Origin of the sequence: Burkholderia cepacia ATCC 25416 (genome assembly GCF_001411495.1) — a bacterium.
GTDB lineage: Bacteria > Pseudomonadota > Gammaproteobacteria > Burkholderiales > Burkholderiaceae > Burkholderia > Burkholderia cepacia.
This window is the reverse complement of sequence record NZ_CP012982.1, coordinates 1,692,323-1,708,036: the sequence shown is the minus strand read 5'-3', so window position 1 is coordinate 1,708,036 and position 15,714 is coordinate 1,692,323. Positions and strand designations below refer to the sequence as shown.

18 protein-coding genes are annotated in these 15,714 nt (G+C 65.6%); 11 read left to right on the top strand and 7 right to left on the bottom strand.

Annotation, left to right across the window (positions count from 1 at the left end):
- Positions 1 to 18: 18 nt before the first annotated feature.
- Positions 19 to 285, bottom strand: coding sequence for a hypothetical protein (locus tag APZ15_RS41140; RefSeq protein WP_027790181.1), 267 nt, complete (start codon positions 283 to 285; stop codon positions 19 to 21).
- A 465-nt stretch (positions 286 to 750) separates the two neighbouring features.
- Here APZ15_RS41140 and APZ15_RS24955 point away from each other — a divergent pair, with 465 nt between their 5' ends.
- From APZ15_RS24955 to APZ15_RS24945, 3 genes are all read left to right on the top strand, one after another.
- Complete coding sequence (locus tag APZ15_RS24955) at positions 751 to 1,464, top strand: PadR family transcriptional regulator (RefSeq protein ID WP_027790182.1); 714 nt, start codon at positions 751 to 753, stop codon at positions 1,462 to 1,464.
- Between the two features lie 37 nt (positions 1,465 to 1,501).
- Entirely contained in the window at positions 1,502 to 2,323 is an 822-nt protein-coding gene (locus tag APZ15_RS24950) for a siderophore-interacting protein (RefSeq protein ID WP_027790183.1), read from the top strand.
- Positions 2,324 to 2,490: 167 nt separating this feature from the next.
- Positions 2,491 to 2,715 carry a hypothetical protein gene (locus tag APZ15_RS24945; protein ID WP_027790184.1) on the top strand — a complete coding sequence of 75 codons (225 nt, stop codon included), beginning with the start codon at positions 2,491 to 2,493 and terminating at the stop codon, positions 2,713 to 2,715.
- 24 nt (positions 2,716 to 2,739) lie between these two features.
- Here the strand turns inward: APZ15_RS24945 and APZ15_RS24940 are convergent, their stop codons facing one another.
- Entirely contained in the window at positions 2,740 to 3,321 is a 582-nt protein-coding gene (locus APZ15_RS24940) for an undecaprenyl-diphosphatase (protein ID WP_021157499.1), read from the bottom strand.
- 443 nt (positions 3,322 to 3,764) lie between these two features.
- Between APZ15_RS24940 and APZ15_RS24935 the strand changes: the two genes are divergently transcribed.
- Genes APZ15_RS24935 through APZ15_RS24920 form a run of 4 tightly spaced genes read left to right on the top strand, consistent with a single transcriptional unit; the run spans position 3,765 to position 7,082 of the window.
- Positions 3,765 to 4,505: an acetoacetate decarboxylase gene (locus tag APZ15_RS24935; RefSeq protein ID WP_021157498.1), complete on the top strand. Its 741-nt coding sequence runs from the start codon at positions 3,765 to 3,767 to the stop codon at positions 4,503 to 4,505.
- A gap of 52 nt (positions 4,506 to 4,557) precedes the next feature.
- On the top strand, positions 4,558 to 5,343 hold the full coding sequence (locus tag APZ15_RS24930) for a 3-hydroxybutyrate dehydrogenase (RefSeq protein ID WP_027790185.1): 786 nt from the start codon (positions 4,558 to 4,560) through the stop codon (positions 5,341 to 5,343).
- Positions 5,340 to 6,557, top strand: a complete 1,218-nt coding sequence (locus tag APZ15_RS24925) for a patatin-like phospholipase family protein (RefSeq protein WP_027790186.1) — start codon at positions 5,340 to 5,342, stop codon at positions 6,555 to 6,557. Before APZ15_RS24930 ends, APZ15_RS24925 begins: the two co-directional genes overlap by 4 nt.
- A 60-nt stretch (positions 6,558 to 6,617) precedes the next feature.
- A complete protein-coding gene (locus APZ15_RS24920; protein WP_027790187.1) occupies positions 6,618 to 7,082 on the top strand; it encodes a hypothetical protein in 465 nt (154 codons plus the stop codon).
- Between the two features lie 75 nt (positions 7,083 to 7,157).
- Here APZ15_RS24920 and APZ15_RS24915 read toward each other — a convergent pair whose 3' ends face one another.
- Positions 7,158 to 8,042, bottom strand: coding sequence for a LysR family transcriptional regulator (locus APZ15_RS24915; RefSeq protein ID WP_027790188.1), 885 nt, complete (start codon positions 8,040 to 8,042; stop codon positions 7,158 to 7,160).
- A gap of 120 nt (positions 8,043 to 8,162) precedes the next feature.
- Between APZ15_RS24915 and argC the strand changes: the two genes are divergently transcribed.
- Positions 8,163 to 9,110, top strand: a complete 948-nt coding sequence (gene argC / locus APZ15_RS24910) for an N-acetyl-gamma-glutamyl-phosphate reductase (RefSeq protein ID WP_027790189.1) — start codon at positions 8,163 to 8,165, stop codon at positions 9,108 to 9,110.
- Positions 9,111 to 9,268: 158 nt separating this feature from the next.
- Here argC and APZ15_RS24905 read toward each other — a convergent pair whose 3' ends face one another.
- A complete protein-coding gene (locus APZ15_RS24905) occupies positions 9,269 to 10,192 on the bottom strand; it encodes a LysR substrate-binding domain-containing protein (protein ID WP_027790190.1) in 924 nt (307 codons plus the stop codon).
- 117 nt (positions 10,193 to 10,309) lie between these two features.
- Between APZ15_RS24905 and APZ15_RS24900 the strand changes: the two genes are divergently transcribed.
- Positions 10,310 to 11,395, top strand: coding sequence for a tartrate dehydrogenase (locus tag APZ15_RS24900; protein WP_027790191.1), 1,086 nt, complete (start codon positions 10,310 to 10,312; stop codon positions 11,393 to 11,395).
- A gap of 497 nt (positions 11,396 to 11,892) precedes the next feature.
- Here APZ15_RS24900 and APZ15_RS24895 read toward each other — a convergent pair whose 3' ends face one another.
- Together APZ15_RS24895 and APZ15_RS24890 are read right to left on the bottom strand one after the other, a co-directional pair.
- Entirely contained in the window at positions 11,893 to 12,372 is a 480-nt protein-coding gene (locus APZ15_RS24895) for a nuclear transport factor 2 family protein (RefSeq protein WP_027790192.1), read from the bottom strand.
- Between the two features lie 63 nt (positions 12,373 to 12,435).
- Positions 12,436 to 13,041 (bottom strand): TetR/AcrR family transcriptional regulator, encoded by a 606-nt coding sequence (locus APZ15_RS24890; protein ID WP_027790193.1) that lies wholly within the window; start codon positions 13,039 to 13,041, stop codon positions 12,436 to 12,438.
- Between the two features lie 183 nt (positions 13,042 to 13,224).
- Here APZ15_RS24890 and APZ15_RS24885 point away from each other — a divergent pair, with 183 nt between their 5' ends.
- Entirely contained in the window at positions 13,225 to 13,863 is a 639-nt protein-coding gene (locus APZ15_RS24885; RefSeq protein ID WP_027790194.1) for a GNAT family N-acetyltransferase, read from the top strand.
- Entirely contained in the window at positions 13,860 to 14,276 is a 417-nt protein-coding gene (locus APZ15_RS24880; protein ID WP_027790195.1) for a hypothetical protein, read from the top strand. Before APZ15_RS24885 ends, APZ15_RS24880 begins: the two co-directional genes overlap by 4 nt.
- A 396-nt stretch (positions 14,277 to 14,672) precedes the next feature.
- On the opposite strand, the gene tdh is transcribed toward APZ15_RS24880, so the two are convergent.
- Positions 14,673 to 15,701 (bottom strand): L-threonine 3-dehydrogenase, encoded by a 1,029-nt coding sequence (tdh, locus tag APZ15_RS24875; RefSeq protein WP_021163717.1) that lies wholly within the window; start codon positions 15,699 to 15,701, stop codon positions 14,673 to 14,675.
- Positions 15,702 to 15,714 lie beyond the last annotated feature (13 nt).

Below are 15,714 nucleotides of genomic sequence, written 5' to 3'. Positions count from 1 at the left end.
GCAACCGCTACCGACGATTCAGCGGAGTTTCTTGCCATTTCCATTCACGTCGCGAGCGAGATACCAGAAGGGCTCACCAGTACCCACGAGATCACGCAACTCCGCATCGGGGTGAAATGGATTGAGCCTACCTACCCCACCAGCCCAGACCTCCTCGGCAAAAGCTTGTTCGAATTCCGTAAGACCGAGCCGACTCTTACCACGCTCAATGGCACACAAAACCGCCCCGTCGATGATCTTGGCAACGTAGTCGATTACACCGGCGGAAGCCAAGTACATTCTCATCGCGAAATCCGGAGAATAAAGTTCGGGGCACGGCAAGGGTAATCGGCTCTGCATGTACTTCAGTACGCCAGCAAATTCCCGACGATCGTCCGGCAGCGCCCAATCAAACCGACGCAGCTCATGATGCGCTGAGAATCGCCGGGTCAGCTGAGGGTTACACGCGATGGGCTTCGACAGGTGACGTCTTTGACCGCACCACCCGGTGCCGCCGCCGTCGGGAACGATGCGCGTCGGGGGTCTGATCAGACCGACCAGACAAAAACACTGGGAGTTTCAATGAAAACTATTTAATTTCCACATCAATAGTTTTGATCAAATACTGCAAAAAAGGCCACCTTTTTTGCCAACCTACAGCGTGATCACCTTTTCGCCAGTCCCCGCCATCCATCCCCCAATAAATCCCCTTGACGGCCTATCTTTCGATATATATCTTTAGATATGTTTTCCGATATATAGGACCCGATCATGCGACACAACCCTTCCCGCGGCCATGCCCGAAGCGACGGTCATGGTGCGCATGCCCGCCCTGACTGGTTCACCGGTCTCTGGTACGCGATCGGCCGCCACCGCCGCGGCCACGATCCGTTCGGTGGCGGCGGCCCGTTCGGCGGCCGTGGCGGGCGCGGCGGCTTTGGCGATTTCGGCGACGACGGCATGCCACGCGGCCGCCAGTTCAGCTCCGACGATCTCCAGTTGCTGTTGCTTGCGCTCGTCGCCGAGCAACCGAGCCACGGCTACGAGCTGATCAAGGCGCTCGACACGCGTTCGAACGGTTTCTACAGCCCGAGCCCCGGCATGGTGTATCCGGCGCTCACGTATCTCGAAGAAGTCGGCTTCGTCGCGTCGCAGGCGGAAGGCAACCGCAAGCGTTATGCACTGACCGACGCCGGCCGCACCCATCTCGACGCCCAGCGCGAACGGGTCGATACGCTGTTCGCACGCCTCACGCACCTCGCTCGCAAGATGGAATTCATGCGCCGTGCGTTCGCCGGGGAATCGGCGGGCAACGAAACGCAGGACGAAACGCAAGCAGGCTGGCTGCCGGAGTTCGTCGAGGCGCGCCTCGCACTCAAGCGCGCGTTGCTGCACAAGAGCGCAGCCGGCCCGGATGAACAGCGCCGCGTCGCGGCCATCTTGCGCCGTGCGACGGCCGAAATCGAAGGCGGCACCGGCGCGTGATCCGCGCCGTCCCGTCAAACCTCAGGAGAACGGATTGATGCAGAACACATCCGAGCGCACCGTGACCCGCGTGCGCCACACCCTCAAGTTCCGCTTGCTGCAGGTCCTGCGCGTGCACGCCGTGACGCCGCACCTGCTGCGCGTCACGCTCGGCGGCCCCGATCTCGCGGATTTCGAATCCGCGTCGTTCGACGATCACGTGAAGGTATTTTTCCCGCCGCCCGGCGCCGAACGGCCTGCGATGCCGACGCTCGGCGCGAACGGTCCGGAGTTTCCGGAAGGCGAACCGAGGCCGGTCGCGCGCGACTTCACGCCGCGCCGCTTCGACCGCGCCGCTCGCGAACTCGATCTGGAATTCGTGCTGAACCACCCGGGCCCCGCGTCGCAGTGGGCCGCACAGGCACGCGTCGGCCAATGGCTCGGCATCGGCGGCCCGCGCGGTTCGTTCGTCGTCCCGACCGGTTTCGACTGGCACCTGCTGATCGGCGACGATACGGCGCTGCCGGCAGTCGCGCGGCGCCTCGAGGAATTGCCGGCCGGCGCGCGCGCGGCCGTCGTGATGGAAGTCGCGGATCGCACCGCGCAGATCGCGTTCGACACGCGCGCCGACGTGCATGAAATCTGGCGCTTCCGCGCCGAAGCCGACGCCGCGAACGGCGACGTACTGCTGAATGCCGTGCGCGACCTGCCGCTGCCGCCGTCCGGCGACGGCTACGTGTGGGCGGCAGGCGAAGCGCTGTCGATACGCGCGGTACGCCAGCACCTGACCGGCGAGCGCGGCGTCGACAAATCGCGCATCCGCGCGGCGGCCTACTGGAAGCGCGGCGCGGCGGCCGTGCACGAAACCCTGGAAGACTGACGGATGCGGGTAGCCGTCAAAGGCGTACCCGGCTGACCGGCGGATGACACAATCGTCGCGTCGGCGCACCAGCGGGCTTGGCACCGCTATCGCGACTGGTATATATCTGTGTGTGCGACGCCGCTGTCGGGCGACAGCCGTCGCAGCCCGCCCAGGAGCGTCCGGTCATGACAAAAGAAAGCCCCGCGTCGCCTTTCCTTCGCAACCTGAAGATCGCCGGCTATTGCGGCCTTGCCGCGGTGGTACTCGCGCTGTTCGTCGCGATGTGCGCGATCCTGAAGGAAAGCGCGCTCGACCGCGACGCCGCGCAACATCCGGCCGATACGCCCGAACTGCACGATGCGGGCGGCGGGCCATCCGCATCGGCTGAATCGGCCAGGACACCCGGCTGACGGCGTCCGGCCCGATCCCCCCGCTTACGGCGCGTGCCGGCGCCCCATCACGACTGCATGCACCGAATCGCCGAGCCGTTCGAGCAGCGCGGTCGCGCGTTGTCCGTACAGGTGCGCGGCCAGCGCGCCGGCCGTGCCGACCAGCACGCCGCCCGCCATGTCGAACGGCCAGTGCACGCCCGCATAGATACGCCCCCATGCAATCGCCGCGGCCAACGCGGCCATCACGAACCCGGTGAGCCGGGTCGTGCCGCCGAGCATCAACCCGACTGCCATGCTCCACGCGAACGTCATGTGGTCGCTCGGAAACGAGCTGTCCGGCGCATGCGGAATCAGTTGCGTGCCGACGCCGGCCATGAACGGACGCGGCGAGAACCAGAAATGTCCGATGACCTGCGCGAGCGCGATCGCCACGCATACGCCGACTCCGGCTTCGATCGCCTGGCGCCGCGTCGTGCGCGCGCCGAAGATCCAGGTCAGCAGCAGCATCGCGGGCAGCGCATAGACGAGCCAGTCGGCGGCGAAGATGGCGAGGCGGGCAACGCCCGGCTGCGGCGCAACCCCGGCGTTGATGGCGGAAAAAAGGGTGAGATTGAGGGTCTGCATGAATCCGGTTGCGTGAGGCGTAAAAACTCGGCCGGTTGCCCGGCCTGATACGAACGATGCTAGGGCGCTCTCGCTTAAGCGATGCTTAATGCGGCGGACGCACGCGACGAAGCCCGCCGCGGCGAACGCACTTAGAGCTTGCACTGCAGCACAAGTTCACACAATTGTCACATTCCCGCGCGACCGCCTCCCGGAAAGGCTCACCTGCCGTCCCGTAAAGACTCACCTTTTTCACATCGTGACGTCATCGATGCATGCGAATATCGGGACGCCGGGGGCTGTCCGGACCGTTTGCATCATTCATCTCAATATTTACGCGTCGAATTCTACGAAATCGGCAACAATTAATTCCATATGCGGCATCGCACAACGGCAACGCACAGGCATAGGATTACGAGCTTACGAGCACTCATCCACGAAGCGATCAACAACAAGGAGTCCGCATGAAACCCAGCGATGTCCGATCGAAAGCGTTTGCGATGCCGTTGACCAGCCCTGCCTTCCCGATGGGCCCTTACCGTTTCGTCGATCGTGAGTTCCTGATCATCACGTATCGCACCGATCCGGACCGTCTCCGCGAAATCGTCCCCGAGCCGCTGCAGGTCACCGAGCCGCTCGTGCATTACGAATTCATCCGCATGGCCGATTCGACCGGCTTCGGCGATTACACCGAAAGCGGCCAGGTCATTCCCGTCGAGTACAACGGCCAGCCGGGCGGCTATACGCTCGCGATGTATCTCGACGATCACCCGCCGATCGCCGGCGGCCGCGAACTGTGGGGCTTCCCGAAGAAACTCGCATCGCCCACGCTGCACGTGAACACCGACCACCTCCTCGGCACGCTCGACTACGGCAAGGTGCGCGTCGCGACCGGCACGATGGGCTACAAGCACAAGGAACTCGACATCGACGAGCAGACGAAGCGTCTTGCCGGCCCCAATTTCCTGCTGAAGATCATCCCGCACGTCGACGGCACTGCGCGCGTCTGCGAACTGGTGCGCTACTACATGCAGGACATCAAGATGAAGGGCGCGTGGACGGGCCCCGCATCGCTCGAGCTGGCGCCGCACGCGCTCGCGCCGGTAGCCGACCTGCCCGTGCTCGAAATCGTCGAAGCCCGGCACATCGTCGCGGATTTGACACTGGGCCTCGGCGAAGTCGTCTACGATTACCTGGCTCAGTAACACGTCCGCAGTCCTTTCTCCCTGTCAAACCTTTCACCACGGGAATTCGAACATGAGCAACCTGAATGGCAAGACCGCAGTCGTCACGGGCGCCGCGAGCGGCATCGGCAAGGAAATCGCACTCGAGCTCGCGAAAGCGGGCGCGGCCGTCGCGATCGCCGACCTGAACCAGGACGGCGCGAACGCCGTTGCCGACGAGATCGTCAAGGCGGGCGGCAAGGCGATCGGCGTCGCGATGGATGTGACGAACGAGGAAGCCGTGAACAGCGGTATCGACAAGGTGGCCGCAACGTTCGGCTCGGTCGACATCCTCGTGTCGAACGCGGGCATCCAGATCGTCAACCCGATCGAGAACTACTCGTTCTCCGACTGGAAGAAGATGCAGGCGATCCACGTCGACGGTGCATTCCTGACGACCAAGGCCGCGCTCAAGCACATGTACAAGGACGATCGCGGCGGTGTCGTGATCTACATGGGTTCGGTGCACTCGCACGAAGCGTCGCCGCTGAAATCGGCGTACGTGACGGCCAAGCACGGGCTGCTCGGCCTGGCCCGCGTGCTGGCGAAGGAAGGCGCGAAGCACAACGTGCGCTCGCACGTCGTATGTCCGGGCTTCGTGCGCACGCCGCTGGTCGACAAGCAGATTCCGGAGCAGGCGAAGGAACTCGGGATCAGCGAAGAGGAAGTGGTGAAGAAGGTGATGCTCGGCAATACGGTCGACGGCGTGTTCACGACGGTGCAGGACGTCGCGCAGACGGTGCTGTTCCTGTCGGCGTTCCCGAGCGCCGCGCTCACGGGCCAGTCGTTCATCGTCAGCCACGGCTGGTTCATGCAATGAAGCCGCACGCCCGCACCGAAAAGCAGGCCGTCGATGCGGCGGACCTGCATCACGAGGCCGGCGCACCGGCCGCCGCGCGCACGCTGCCGTACGAAACGATCGCGCTCGTGCTGCAAGGCGGCGGCGCGCTCGGCGCGTACCAGGCCGGCGTGTTCGAAGGGCTGCACGAGGCGGGCATTCCGCTCGACTGGATCGCGGGCATCTCGATCGGCGCGCTCAACACCGCGCTGATCGCGGGCAATGCGCCCGAGCATCGCGTCGAGCGGCTGCGCGAGTTCTGGGAAACGATCTGCAAGCCGGCGTTCTTCCCGACGGTTCCGGCCGCATTCGAGTTCGCGCTGTTCAACAGCATCGACCAGGTTCGTACGTTCTTCACCGCGTCGCAGGCCGCGAGCGCGATGATGCAGGGCCAGCAGGGCTTCTTCGTGCCGCGCTTTCCGCCGCCGCTGCCGGGCGTGTCGGATCATCCGGAGAAGATCAGCTGGTACGACACGTCTCAATTGCGCGCGACGCTGCTGAAGCTGTGCGATTTCGACCGGATCAATTCGGGCGAAACGCGCGTGTCGGTCGGCGCGGTCAACGTCGGCACCGGCAACTTCGTGTACTTCGACAACTCGCGCATCCGTCTGGCACCCGAGCATTTCATGGCGTCCGGCGCGCTGCCGCCCGCGTTCCCGCCGGTCGAGATCGACGGCGAGTACTACTGGGACGGCGGTGTCGTGTCGAACACGCCGCTGATGGAAGTGCTCCGCGCACGGCCGCGCCGCGACACGCTCGCGTTCCAGGTCGACCTGTGGAGCGCGCGCGGGCCGCTGCCGCGCACGATGGCCGACGTCGCCGAGCGCACGAAGGACGTGCAGTATTCGAGCCGCACGCGCTTCGTGACCGACACGCTGCAGCGCGAACAGCGCTACCGCAACGTGCTGCGCCACGTGCTCGAGCAGGTGCCGGAAGAGCAGCGCAAGGCGGATCCCTGGTGCGTCGAGGCCGATGCGATGTCGTCCAGCAAGAAGTACAACATCCAGCACCTGATCTACCAGCAGAAGGCGTACGAGCATCACTACAAGGACTATCAGTTCGGTCTGTCGACGATGCGTGACCACTGGTCCGCGGGTCTCGACGACATCCGCAAGACGCTCGCAGTCAAGGACGGCCTCGCGCTGCCCAACAACGACGCGGGCTTCGTGACGCACGACATTCACCGCAAACGGTAATGCCGTGCGCGACGGATCGGCGCGATGCATGCGCCGATCCGTCCTCTTCTCCGATCAGACATGCCGATCTTCATTGCACTGTTCGCGCTCATCGCTGCCGGATGGGGCGCGGTTCACCTGTTTCACGTCATCGCCGCACAGTTCGGCCAGCCGGTCGCGATCGCGGCCGCCGTGCTCGCCGCCGCGATCCTGATCGCGCTGGTCGCCTGGTGGATCAAGCGCCACCGCGACATCGCACCGAATACGAAGGAAGAAGGCTGGACCCACGTCGTGCACCGCGCGTGGGGCGAGCTGCGCGTGTCCGCAACGCAGGGGCTGCTGTGGCTGTCGCACGACGGCGCGGACGGCCGCTATACGCTGTCGCAGCTCGACGGCTGCCAGGCCGCGCCGATCGGTGGCCGCTGGCACCTCGTCGTGCACGTGCGCGATGGCGTGCGCAGCGAATGGACGCTGCCGATGATGGACAAGCGCGACGCGCAACGCTGGGCGCGCGTGCTGACGCTCGCGAAGGACAACCGGCTTTGAGACGGCATGCCGTGGATGCACGGGCACGGCATGCACGCATGAACCGCCGCGCCGCCTAGCCCGCATGCCGGTGCGCTATCGCGCGCCGAGCGCCCACAACGCATCGAGTACATGCTGGGTCGCCCGCTCGACCGGCCCCGCCCGATGGGCGATCCCCAGTTCACGCCACAACGCCGGGCGCAACGCCCGCATGACGATGCGCGCATCGGGCAGCGGGGCGCCCGCCTCGTGCGGCAGCAGCGTCGCGCCGTAGCCCGCGGCGACCAGGCTCTTGATCGCATCGTTGTAGTTGAGTTCGATCCGCGGCTCCGGCCGGTGGCCGCCGAGCGCGAACCATTCCGTCGTCAGCCGTGACAGGCGGGTGGTCGCATCGTTGAGAATCAGCGGGCGGGCGGCCAGATAGCCGGGCGTCACGCGCGCCGGAAGCGGCCAGTCCGCCGGCAGAAACGCCATCACCGGATCGCGCCGCCACGCGCGAATCGACAGCCCCGCGACCGCCGTCTGCGGCAGCGCCACCAGCCCGACATCGAGCGTGCCCTGTGCGATGCGCGCCAGCGTGTCGTGCGACGTGAGCACCGCGATCTGGACATCGATGTCCGGATGCTGCTCGCGCAAGCGGGCCACCGCCTGCGGCAGCAGGTGCGCGATCGCCCCGGTCGATGCGCCGAGGCGTACGCGTCCGGTCAACCCCTGCACCTGTCGCTGCACATCGTCCAGCGTGGATTCGACCTCGGCCAGCAGGCGGCGCGCGCGCTCCACCAGCACTTCACCGATGGGCGACGGCCGCACGTTTCCACGCGTGCGGGACAGCAACGGCGCGCCGATGCGGCTCTCCAGTTCGGCAATGTGAAGGCTGACGGTCGGCGGCGCGAGGTGAAGCAGTTGCGCCGCGGCGACAAAGGACCCTTGGTCCGCGATGGCGACCAGCGTGCGCAGGCGGTCCAGGCTGATCTCCCGCATTCTCCACCTCTCGTTCAAGAAAACTGAATCTGATGGTCAGTAAATTCAACTTTTCCTATTCTAGGCGTTCGGCGGACGATACGGCTTTCCCGACGACCGAACCGAAGGAACGCGACCACCATGAGCCAGCCCACTGTCTACATCGACGGCGATCAAGGGACGACCGGATTGCAGATCCACGAGCGCCTGCGCGGGCGCACCGACTTGCGGCTCGTCGCGCTGCCGGAGGCCGAGCGCAAGGATCCCGTGCGGCGCGCCGAAGCGATCAATGCCGCCGACATCGCGATTCTGTGCCTGCCCGACGCGGCCGCACGCGAAGCGGTCGGCTTCATCCGGAATCCGGCGGTACGCGTGATCGACGCGAGTTCGGCCCATCGCACGCAGCCGGAATGGGTCTACGGCTTTCCCGAGATGGCCGACGGGCAGGCACGGGCGATTGCACACGCACGGCGTGTCACCAATCCGGGCTGCTACCCGACCGGCGCGGTCGGGCTGCTGCGGCCGCTGCTACAGGCCGGGCTGCTGCCGCGCGACTACCCGGTGAGCATCCATGCCGTGTCCGGATACTCGGGCGGCGGGCGGGCTGCCGTCGACGCATTCGAATCGGACGGCGCTTCACGCGCGAAACCGCTGCAGATCTACGGCCTCGCCCTCGCGCACAAGCATCCGCCCGAGATCCAGCTGCATGCCGGTCTGGCGAACCGTCCGTTGTTCGTGCCGGCTTACGGTGCCTATCGGCAAGGCATCGTGCTCACCGTGCCGATCGAGTTGCGGCTGCTCCCTGCCGGTGTGACCGGTGAGCAACTGCATGCATGTCTCGCGCACCATTACGCCGAGTCGCGCCACGTCGACGTCACGCCGCTCGCGGACACGCATGCGATCACGCATCTCGATCCGCAAGCGCTGAACGGCACCAATGACATGCGGCTCGGCGTGTTCGTCAATGCCGAGCACGGCCAGGTGCTGCTGTCCGCCGTGTTCGACAATCTCGGCAAAGGCGCATCCGGCGCAGCCGTGCAGAATCTCGACCTGATGCTCGGGGCGGCAGGCGCGGCAAAAGCGGCGTAAGCCGTGTGCGGGCACCAGCGTCGGCAGGCCCGGCATCTCGCGACCGCGATGTGTTGATACCCGTTCGACGCGACCGGTTCGCGACGCGGTTGCGAGCCGGAAACGGGGCCTGCCGATGTTGCGCACATGCCCCCGTAAAAGCTCACCTTTAGCCGGTTTCAGGCCGTATCGTCACCCGCCGCGGCATTCAAACCGGCCAGCGTCTCCATCAGAAAATCCACGCACACGCGCACTTTCGCCGACGCCGCGACGCGCTCCGGATACACGGCCCAGATGTTCGCGGGCTGGATTGCGTCCGGCAGCACGCGACACAGTGCACCGCGTTCGATCAGCGGCGCGGCTTCCCAGATCGAACGCAGCACGATGCCGCGCCCGGCCAGCGCCCATTGCACGGCGACCTCGCCATGGTTCGTCGACAGCGCGCCGCCAACCTTCACCGTGGCCGTTTCACCGCGCACGTTCAGCCGCCACACGCCGAACGGGTGATCGCGCTCCTTGATGGCAAGACAGTCGTGCGATGCGAGATCCGCGAGCGAGCGCGGTGTACCGCGCCGGGCGAGATAGTCGGGCGACGCACACAACACGCGGTAGTTCGCGGCAAGGCGGCGCGCGATCAGGTGATCGGCGATCTCGTCGCCGATGCGCACGTCGAGGTCGTAGCCTTCGCCCGCGACGTCGACGAGCCGGTCGAACAGATCGAGCCGCACGTTCAGTTGCGGATAGCGTGCCGAGAAGTCGAGCAGCGCCGGCGCGACGATGTACCGGCCGAAGCCGAAGCTGCTCGAAATGCGCAACGTGCCGCGCGGCACCGTGCGCGTGGTCGACACGTCCTCGACGAGATGATCGACGTCGTCGAGAATCTTCTCGGCGCGCGCGAACACGCGCTCGCCTGCTTCCGTGACCGTCACGCGGCGCGTCGAGCGATGCAGCAGGCGCGTGCCGAGCTGCGCCTCGAGCAACGCGATGCGCTTGCTGACATAGGCCGGCGACACCGCGAGCTGCTCGGCGGCCGCGCTGAAGCTGGTCAGGCGGACGACCAGGCTGAACACGCGCAGGTCGTCAAGATTCGGCGATTTGTTCACGATTCGTGGAAAGTCGATTAACCTTTCGCGCGATTTTAATCCAGATGGAAATAAATAGAATGACGTGACGCGCCGCTGCCTCTCCCCGCGGCCAGCCCACCAGCCAAGGAGCTTTGCATGACCGACAAGACCTACAGAATTGCCGTGATCCCCGGCGACGGCATCGGCCGCGAAGTGATGCCCGAGGGCCTGCGCGCACTCGACGCCGTGACCGCGCGCTTCGGCATCCGCTTCGACTTCGTCCAGATCGACTGGGCGAGCTGCGACTACTACGCACAGCACGGCAAGATGATGCCGGACGACTGGAAGGCACAGCTCTCGGGCATGGACGCAATCCTGTTCGGCGCGGTCGGCTGGCCCGCGACGGTGCCCGATCACGTTTCGCTGTGGGGCTCGCTGCTGAAATTCCGCCGCGAATTCGACCAGTACATCAACCTGCGGCCCGCGCGCCTGTTCGACGGCGTGCCGTCGCCGCTCGCCGGCCGCCGCGCGGGCGACATCGACTTCATGATCGTGCGCGAGAACACCGAGGGCGAGTATTCGTCGGTCGGCGGCACGATGTTCGAAGGCACCGATCGCGAGATCGTGATGCAGCAGGCGATCTTCACGCGTCACGGCACCGAGCGCGTGCTGAAATTCGCGTTCGAACTCGCGCAGCGGCGCGCGAAGCGCCTCACCGTCGCGACGAAGAGCAACGGCATCGCGATCAGCATGCCGTGGTGGGACGCGCGCACGGCCGAGATGGCCGAACGCTATCCCGACATCGCCGTCGACAAGCAGCACATCGACATCCTGTGCGCGCGTTTCGTGCTGCAGCCGGACCGCTTCGACGTCGTCGTCGCGTCGAACCTGTTCGGCGACATCCTGTCGGATCTCGGGCCCGCGTGTACGGGCACGATCGGCATCGCGCCGTCGGCGAACCTGAACCCCGACCGCACGTTTCCGTCGCTGTTCGAACCCGTGCACGGCTCCGCGCCCGACATCACGGGGCAATACATCGCGAACCCGGTCGCGATGATCTGGTCGGCGGCCCTGATGCTCGACTTCCTCGGCAACGGCGCAGGCCGCGAACGCGAAGCGCACGATGCGATCGTCGCCGCGATCGAGGACGTGCTGCGCACGGGGCCGCATACGCGCGATCTCGGCGGCAACGCGAGGACACAGGAAGTGGGCGAGGCGATCGCCGCGCGCATCGCGGGCTGACGATCAGGCCCGGCGCAATCGCAATCACACGCGCCGGGCAGAGGCTGCACGAATCGGTGTGCGGTGAGTTGCACGCCATGCGTTTGCGCACGTGTGCGAATTCCTGCGCCTGCCTGGTGAAGTCGAGCGGTGAGCAACGTCGCACCGCAACGCGCACGGCACGCGCCATCAGGCGTCGACGTCGATACGATCGGTGAGCTGCACGCCACACGCGTGCACACCGATCGTCAAACCGCTACCGGCCCCGATCGATCGGTGAGATGCATCACGTGGTGAAGCACACCGTTGCATACCGATACGCGCATCACGAGATCCCTACGTGCATGACATGTCCGCTTTGCCCGGGACGATGCCGCGTCGAACGGCTCGAAGCACACAGTCCGACGCGACATTTCCCCTCGTCCCGAAAAACCTCACCTTCAGCGCATCGACTCCCGAATTTCCTCACCGTTGAAGCCCGGTGATGCGTTCGCCGGTCCGTCGAGTCGGCACGCGCGTCACAGGCCGAGATCGGACAGCCCGGGATGATCGTCCGGACGACGGCCGAGCGGCCAGTGATAGAGACGATCCTGCTCGCGAATCGGCAGGTCGTTGATGCTCGCGTGACGATGCGCCATCAGCCCGTTTTCGTCGAATTCCCAGTTTTCGTTGCCGTACGAACGGAACCAGTTGCCGGCATCGTCATGCCATTCGTACGCAAAGCGCACCGCGATGCGATTGCCGTCGAATGCCCACAGCTCCTTGATCAGCCGGTAGTCGAGCTCGCGCGCCCACTTGCGCTGCAGCAGCCCGACGATCTCGTCGCGGCCGGTCACGAATTCCGCACGATTGCGCCATCGGCTTTGCGGCGTATAGGCGAGCGACACGCGCTGCGGGTCGCGTGTGTTCCACGCGTCCTCGGCGGCGCGCACTTTCTGGCGCGCCGTTTCGAGCGTGAAGGGCGGAACGGGCGGACGAACTTCGACGGAAACGGACATGGGTTGCTCCTGTTCAGGTTCTGGCCACGGACGACCGCGGCCGGTTCGGATTCGCTGCTTCGACTATCGTGATACCGCGTCGAGCAGCAGTTCGGCCGTCGCGCGCGCATCGCGCGCGGCGTTTGCATCACCGCTGACGAGCGCCACGCCGATTGCGCCGTCGATCAGCACGAGCCACTGACGCGCGATGCGCGCGAGCCCGCGGCGCTCGATGCCGGTTTCATCGGCATACGCATCGAACCGCTCACGCACGAACGCCAGCAAGCGCGCCTTGTGCGAGCGTGCGACGACGCGCACCGGATCGTCGGCATCGGGAATCTCGCCCGATGCGTTGAGGAACGCGCAGCCGTGAAAGTCGGGTTGCCCGAACCAGTCGCGCAGCGCGTCGAACATGCCGAGCAACTGAACGCGCGGTGCCTTGCCGCGCGCCAGCGTCGCGTCGACGAACCAGCGCATCCAGCGTTCGTCGCGACGTTCGAGCGCGGCCACCACCAGCGCCTCTTTCGATTCGAAATGCGAATAAAAGCTCTTTCGCGCCGCGCCGGATCGCTTGACGATCGCATCGACACCGGTTGCATGGATGCCGCCCGAGTAGATCAGCGCTTCGGCTGCATCGAGCAGCCGGTCGCGAACGCCCGGTTCGCCGGAAGGGTCGTGATGTGTGTTCATGGGTTTACGGTAGAACGATCGTTCTCCACCGTCAACACCCGGATGAAAAAGCCCTGCTGGCGGAAGGGCTGAATTGCAACCTGGCCGCGCGATGCAAGTCCGCCGCGTTTACGACATTTTTTCTTGAAGCGGACGCGCGACGCTCACTACACTTCGCTCACCCTGTCTGGGCGAAAGGACATCATGCAGCGACCGGAATCCGCGCGCCCCGCGCGCGCCTATGCGGCTTATGCCAAGCGGCTCGACGGCCGCGTCGTCGTGCGGCGCTTCGACCCGCGCAACGATTCGTACGACACGTTGACCGCGCTGCTGCATCGCGCCTTCGCACCGCTCGGCGCACTGGGCTTCAACTGCCCGTGCGTCGATCAGCCGGCCTCGGCGACACGCGAACGCGTACTCACCGGCGAGTGCTTCGTTGCGCTCGGCAACGCGCACCTGGTCGCGACGATGACGATGCGTTCGCACGATCCCGATTCCCGCTGCGATCCATACCGCAGCCGGCACGTCGCGACGCTCGGCCAGCTTGCCGTCGATCCCGTCTGGCAGGACCGCGGCATCGGCCGATCGCTGCTCGCATTCGCGCAACGGCGGGCCGCCGCGCGCGGCGCGACGCACCTGGCGCTCGACGCACCTTACGCGGCGGTCCGGCTCATCGATTTCTATCGTCGCGAAGGATTTCAACCGGTCGACATGATGCGCTTTCCGGGGCACAACTACGACAGCACGATCCTGTGCAAATCGGTCTGCGTCACAAGCGGTCGCATCGTTGCCGGTGATACGACGCGGATCGACGTTGAACGACCTGTCGGTGCCGCGTCGTGAAACACGACATGCCGAAGCGCGAAGGCGGCGACGATCGCACCCGGCTCGCCGTCCGGCAGGCACGCGTGCGCGCTGCACTGCGGCTGCGTGGCGTGTTGAAGCTGACGATCGTCACGATCGCGGTCGCGCACGTGCTGGCATTCGTGTTCGACAGCCTGCTGGTCGTGGCCGGCTTCGCGCCGGATGCCGCAGCGGTGCTGCTGTTCCGTTTCGTGACGTGCGCGCTGGTCAGCTTCTGGCTGCAAGCGGATGCGTTGCGCGCATATCAATATGCGGCGCAACACGGGTTCGTCACCGCGCCCGGAGTGCACGGCGGCCCGGTCGACGTTGCACCGCAGTGTCCGAAACGCTGGCTCGTCGTGTTGAGTCTTCAGCTCGATCCGCGCGGGTTGAACGGTGAACGGATCAAGTAGCCGTCGGCGCACCGATCGACGTCGATCGATATCGAATGGTTTCACGCATGAGTGAGTCGCAACGACGCGCGCGGGCTCACGGTCGACGCCACGGTTCGGCACGACATCGCATGCGGTTGCATGACGAGCGATCGCGCGGCAAGGCAAGCAGGGAAGTGTCTGGAAGGGGAGAGAAGGTGCCGGAAGGCACGAGGGCGGAAAGCGAGGCAGCTTCCGTCAGGTGAAGTGAACGTGCGATTGCAGTTCACCGATGCGCAATCGTGTCGCGATTCGGCGCGCCAACACAGCTCCCGAATAATCTCACCTTGAGCCTGGACTCGCGCGTTTCGGCCTCGAAAACGCAGACGTAAACGAAAGCGGGGCAGGCGGCGAACACGCAGCACTGCCCCGCGGCACTCAGGCCGTCCAGTCGAGAATCACCTTGCCGCTCTCGCCGGACAGCATCGCGGCAAAGCCTTTCTCGTAATCGTCGGCCGCGAAGCGATGCGTGATGATCGGCGACAGGTCGAGGCCGCTTTGCAGCATCGCGACCATCTTGTACCAGGTCTCGAACATCTCGCGGCCGTAGATGCCCTTGATCTCGAGCCCCTTGAAGATCACCTGGTTCCAGTCGATCGCCGTCTGCGCGGGCGGAATGCCGAGCAGCGCGACCTTGCCGCCGTGGTTCATCGCCTCGAGCATGCTCGTGAACGCGCTCGGCACACCCGACATTTCGAGGCCGACGTCGAAGCCTTCGGTCATGTGCAGGTCGGTCATCACGTCGCGCAACGACTCGCGCGCGACGTTGACCGCACGCGTCGCGCCCATCTTGCGCGCGAGTTCCAGCCGGTAGTCGTTGATGTCGGTGATGACGACGTTGCGCGCGCCGACGTGCTTCGCGATCGCAACAGCCATGATGCCGATCGGGCCCGCACCGGTGATCAGCACGTCTTCGCCGACGAGGTTGAACGACAGCGCCGTATGCGTCGCGTTGCCGAACGGATCGAAGATCGACGCGAGATCGTCGGAGATCTCGGGCGGGATCTTGAACGCGTTGAATGCCGGAATCGCCAGATACTCGGCGAACGCGCCTTCGCGGTTCACGCCGACGCCGACCGTGTTGCGGCACAGATGCCGGCGCCCCGCGCGACAGTTGCGGCAGAAGCCGCACGTGATGTGGCCTTCGCCGGACACGCGATCGCCGATCGCGAAGCCGCGCACTTCCTGCCCCATCTCGACGATCTCGCCGACATATTCGTGACCGACGTGCATCGGTACGGGAATCGTCTTCTGCGCCCAGTCGTCCCACTTCCAGATATGGATGTCGGTGCCGCAGATCGCCGTGCGGCGGATCTTGATCAGCACGTCGTTGTGGCCGACTTCGGGACGCTTCACGCGCGTAAGCGTGAGGCCGGGGCCGCGTTCGAGCTTTGCCAGTGCTTTCATGGTCGCGCCTCCG

Excerpts from the sequence above, each read along its gene's own strand:
- APZ15_RS41140 (WP_027790181.1), bottom strand. The coding sequence starts at position 285 with ATGAGAATGTACTTGGCTTCCGCCGGTGTAATCGACTACGTTGCCAAG.
- APZ15_RS24955 (WP_027790182.1), top strand. The coding sequence starts at position 751 with ATGCGACACAACCCTTCCCGCGGCCATGCCCGAAGCGACGGTCATGGT.
- APZ15_RS24950 (WP_027790183.1), top strand. The coding sequence starts at position 1,502 with ATGCAGAACACATCCGAGCGCACCGTGACCCGCGTGCGCCACACCCTC.
- APZ15_RS24945 (WP_027790184.1), top strand. The coding sequence starts at position 2,491 with ATGACAAAAGAAAGCCCCGCGTCGCCTTTCCTTCGCAACCTGAAGATC.
- APZ15_RS24940 (WP_021157499.1), bottom strand. The coding sequence starts at position 3,321 with ATGCAGACCCTCAATCTCACCCTTTTTTCCGCCATCAACGCCGGGGTT.
- APZ15_RS24935 (WP_021157498.1), top strand. The coding sequence starts at position 3,765 with ATGAAACCCAGCGATGTCCGATCGAAAGCGTTTGCGATGCCGTTGACC.
- APZ15_RS24930 (WP_027790185.1), top strand. The coding sequence starts at position 4,558 with ATGAGCAACCTGAATGGCAAGACCGCAGTCGTCACGGGCGCCGCGAGC.
- APZ15_RS24925 (WP_027790186.1), top strand. The coding sequence starts at position 5,340 with ATGAAGCCGCACGCCCGCACCGAAAAGCAGGCCGTCGATGCGGCGGAC.
- APZ15_RS24920 (WP_027790187.1), top strand. The coding sequence starts at position 6,618 with ATGCCGATCTTCATTGCACTGTTCGCGCTCATCGCTGCCGGATGGGGC.
- APZ15_RS24915 (WP_027790188.1), bottom strand. The coding sequence starts at position 8,042 with ATGCGGGAGATCAGCCTGGACCGCCTGCGCACGCTGGTCGCCATCGCG.
- argC (WP_027790189.1), top strand. The coding sequence starts at position 8,163 with ATGAGCCAGCCCACTGTCTACATCGACGGCGATCAAGGGACGACCGGA.
- APZ15_RS24900 (WP_027790191.1), top strand. The coding sequence starts at position 10,310 with ATGACCGACAAGACCTACAGAATTGCCGTGATCCCCGGCGACGGCATC.
- APZ15_RS24895 (WP_027790192.1), bottom strand. The coding sequence starts at position 12,372 with ATGTCCGTTTCCGTCGAAGTTCGTCCGCCCGTTCCGCCCTTCACGCTC.
- APZ15_RS24890 (WP_027790193.1), bottom strand. The coding sequence starts at position 13,041 with ATGAACACACATCACGACCCTTCCGGCGAACCGGGCGTTCGCGACCGG.
- APZ15_RS24885 (WP_027790194.1), top strand. The coding sequence starts at position 13,225 with ATGCAGCGACCGGAATCCGCGCGCCCCGCGCGCGCCTATGCGGCTTAT.
- tdh (WP_021163717.1), bottom strand. The coding sequence starts at position 15,701 with ATGAAAGCACTGGCAAAGCTCGAACGCGGCCCCGGCCTCACGCTTACG.